5 protein-coding genes and 1 pseudogene are annotated in these 3,536 nt (G+C 56.2%); 1 reads left to right on the top strand and 5 read right to left on the bottom strand.

Annotated elements, in window-relative coordinates:
- Positions 1–303 (bottom strand): hypothetical protein (locus tag P0D89_RS51635; RefSeq protein WP_408370714.1); only part of this gene is annotated, 303 nt, incomplete at its 3' end.
- A 54-nt stretch (positions 304–357) separates the two neighbouring features.
- Here P0D89_RS51635 and P0D89_RS54775 point away from each other — a divergent pair.
- A pseudogene (locus P0D89_RS54775) lies at positions 358–465 on the top strand (IS6 family transposase); the annotation flags it as partial.
- 487 nt (positions 466–952) lie between these two features.
- Here the strand turns inward: P0D89_RS54775 and P0D89_RS51630 are convergent.
- The 4 genes from P0D89_RS51630 to P0D89_RS51615 all read right to left on the bottom strand — a co-directional run.
- Entirely contained in the window at positions 953–1,618 is a 666-nt protein-coding gene (locus P0D89_RS51630; RefSeq protein ID WP_408370712.1) for a response regulator transcription factor, read from the bottom strand.
- Positions 1,619–2,154: 536 nt separating this feature from the next.
- Positions 2,155–2,343 (bottom strand): hypothetical protein, encoded by a 189-nt coding sequence (locus P0D89_RS51625; protein ID WP_408370711.1) that lies wholly within the window; start codon positions 2,341–2,343, stop codon positions 2,155–2,157.
- 265 nt (positions 2,344–2,608) lie between these two features.
- Entirely contained in the window at positions 2,609–2,962 is a 354-nt protein-coding gene (locus P0D89_RS51620) for a hypothetical protein (protein WP_408370709.1), read from the bottom strand.
- A 138-nt stretch (positions 2,963–3,100) separates the two neighbouring features.
- On the bottom strand, positions 3,101–3,536 hold a 436-nt coding region (locus P0D89_RS51615), incomplete at its 5' end, for a DsrE family protein (RefSeq protein ID WP_408370707.1).

The following is a 3,536-nucleotide window of genomic DNA, read 5'->3' as shown; positions in this document are numbered from 1 at the left end:
CACTTGAAGGTCCGAGGTACCGATGGTGTGTTTCTGCATTTGTTCTCTCTGAGATTGGATTTGAAACGGATGCAAAAGCATACGCGCGAATGCCGATGCTCGCTTGGCAGCCCGCAACTGGCTCGATTCAGGTGAGCTTCCTTCGCACGGAGACTTGGCGGTCTGGCTGAAAAGAGAGGAACCGCTTTCGACAAGGTGTCGCCACGTGGGACCGCGTCGGGCGTGGTACTGGCGATGCCCCTGTTGTGTTACGGGCGTGCGTGGCGCATTCCGGTGAGCTTCACGATCGAACGTCCGCTTCATTCGCTACTGCTTGTAGCAAGGCACGAATCTCCGATTTCAGGGTCTGCGGCATGCATCGAGCTGACGCATCGAATTCGCAAGGGCCAGTTCGATCTCGCGAAGCTCGGCCTCCAGGATGCCGCTGCGCCCACCGAATGGAATGCTGTCCTGTCCACTCGATAAAGTATCTTGCCTATGTGAAACTTCTCAACCGCTTATCTATTTGCACCAGAACCGTCGACGGCAGCCTTGTTCAGATCCTACGCCACCAGAAATTACGGTCGGCGGAGAAACAAGTTCCCTATGCACATCGGAGGCATGTACCCAACAAGGCCATGCACTTTGTGGACATGTGTCTCGAGAGAATAAGTGCACTCAAGCGGGTTCCGATTGATGAATTGGTGTCGTAACGCTGCGATACGCCTCCGGATTCTGTCAGTCCTTACACGGGGTCGCAGCGTTGACGCGTATTTTCGTGCGCGCCTTGAGAGTTCTCACTAGCGAGGGATCAGGCGCGAAAATACCGACGTTTCAGTCTCGCGCCAAGGGGGGCAGCCATGCGATGGCCTCAAAGATAAATGTATCGCCTCACATGAAAGCGGGTGTCGCCGCGTGCTCATTGACCACGCATTCTGACGGCCCTCCCGGAAGGATCTTGTAAAGCAGAAAGCTACGCCCGAATTCCCGGGCCGTCAGCCACACGATCTTCATCTGAGGGCGGTAAGGGGGAACATATTCCAAGCATGTCAGCCATTCGAACTAGTTGTGCTAGTGACTTGGCCGCCATCTTTCGCATAACTTGCCCACGGTGAATCTGGAGCGTGACTTGACTGATTCCCAGCAGAGCAGCCGCCTGCTTGTTCAAAAGACCTGATGCGACCAACGGCAGAACCTCCCGTTCCCTCGGTGTTAGCGTCGAAAAACAGCTCAACAATCGTGCGCGCTCGGTTCGCCTGATTCGGGCCTTCTCGTCAACGTCGAGCGCAGTCATCACTGCTCGAAGCAACTCACGCCTGCCAAAAGGTTTGGTCAGAAAATCCACCGCGCCAGCCTTAATTGCTCGCACCGATGACTCCACGTCACCATGTCCCGTAATGAAAATTATTGGCGGGTGGTCGGTGTCAGCCAACCGCGCCTGTAAGTTGAGCCCTGTGTCATCCGGCAAGCGCACATCGAGAATCAAGCAAGCTGTCCTCTGGGGACGATCGAATGCCATATATTCTGCTACCGAATTGAATGTGATAACCGACAAGCTCAATGGAGCAAGCAAATCGGTCACAGCTTCGCAAATGCAATCGTCATCGTCCACTACGAACACTATCGACTCTTTTGACATCGTCACCATTCCTTGCATTATGCAGGCAAGCAAAACAACCCTACGCTCTCACTATAGCGCGGAAACAAAATTGACGCTTTATGGTGTCGCCCCTCTATTTTTTCAAGCGATGCAGAGAAAGGACATCGGTACCCGTCAGCGCGTTCCGCCTTGAACGCGCGCAAGCCAGGAGCGAAGGTGCAGCCATCATAACAACGGAGCAACGCCGTGAACGATGCAACGGGAAAGAGGTTGTACGCACGCCCCCGGCAAGGGGACGCATTCTGGCGCGAAATGGTTCTCAGTGTAGCGAATGAACGCTGGACAATGACGTAACGTATGGCCGAAGGCTTTCGCGAGCGGTGCCTTGGCCGGCAAATCGATGACGATTCCTCTCGAAGTACGTCAACGCTTGTACCTGGAAATAGGGGTCTGTTATATCGGAGGCGATCCGCTCGCACCACATTCGCGCCGAACGGTGGTGGGGCTGCGGCAAACCCAGGTGGTGGTCCAGGACCACCAGGGCCGTCGGCGTTGGTCAGTGCTATATGCGGCGGTTATCCCTGGCACTGCTGCGAGCGGCCCAACTCACCCGCCTTCATCACCGTCATCGCGAGCACAACTGGGAATTCTTCATTGGCGACACCGTTGGCTTCGCCGACAAAAATCTGGGCGAGCGAGTCACCGTCATTGTCAGGTTCAGCGCGCAACCTGCGTCTATGGCCGACAATGATTCGGAAGGTCATTGACGGGTCTCGTACACTCTGGTGCGGAAGATTGTCGACATCTAACCGGCGCAACATTGTCAACACAGGTTCCGCTGACGGATACACTTTTCGGTTGTCTCCTGACCCTTCCCAAGTGCTGCCAAGCCAATATGGCGCGACCCAGAGGGTCGACTCTTACGAACACCACGCGCGGCATGCGTTTTCAAACGACCTCAGCCACGAAACAGCCATTCATGGTCTTCGCCGCCCGTCCGAATGTCGCTTCCGCATTTCTTATCGGACATCAATTCGGAGGTAGAGAATCATTCGACATGGGTCGCCTGCGCATATGCCAATCTCGACCTCTACCCACGGGGTCGAGTCCCGTGAGCACTGCTTGAAGCATGTCTTCGCGGCACACCTCATCAGGCAGCCGCTTTTCGCCGAGCTTCGGAATAAGCGAGTGGATGATGACAACGTATTGATCGCGCGCGGTACCGGCCGCAATCTGTGACTTCTTGATCGCTACGATGAGGTCGCTCGACTCGAACTTGGCTGGATTAATTCGCACATCGGTTCGGCTTTGGTCGCAAATAGCAGGGACCGGGGCGCCGGAGAGCGGCTCGATCCTCGCTGCTTTCCGGCTGAAAGAGATCATCGCCCCTCCAAGTGCTTCACCATCTCGCGGCTCGGCGCAAAGCTGTTGTTCGCGACCAGCGCAAGAATCGCGTCCCTTTCGGACATGCGCCAATTCAGGCCGCTAATGCATCCCGCGCGCTGCGTGGTCAGAGCGGCATTAGCGCGTAACCTGCTTGCTGCAGGGTGTCACAGTAGTCAGTGCAGACAACGACAGCGTCACTCTGGGGTCAATCCAGTCATACTCGAAGTGGTGTTCTGCCATAGCCTGGCCACACACCGCGATCGTCATGCCGTCCTTCCTGAGTTCCGCAATCAACGGCCGATTGGGGTTCGGAACGCCGAACTGTGCACGGTAGTGCGCGTCGTTGAGCACCAGCGATGTGGCCGATCCAGAAGCGACCGCGACGAATCTACACCTGCTCAATGGCACGCCCGACGCCACGTAGAGATTCACCGCGCGCGTCACGTGATCAAGCGCCGGACTCACCTCGCCGGGTTTCTCGCCCCCCTGCGTCAAGGCGAGAACAACTTTGTAGGTATGACCCGGTTGTGGCTTGAAAGCACTGTTCGGCAAAAAATGCATCTTGCCGTAG

Source organism: Paraburkholderia sp. RL18-085-BIA-A (assembly GCF_046027075.1).
Classification (GTDB): domain Bacteria; phylum Pseudomonadota; class Gammaproteobacteria; order Burkholderiales; family Burkholderiaceae; genus Paraburkholderia.
The sequence above is the reverse complement of the archived record's forward strand: the minus strand, read 5'-3'. Positions and strand labels throughout refer to the sequence as shown.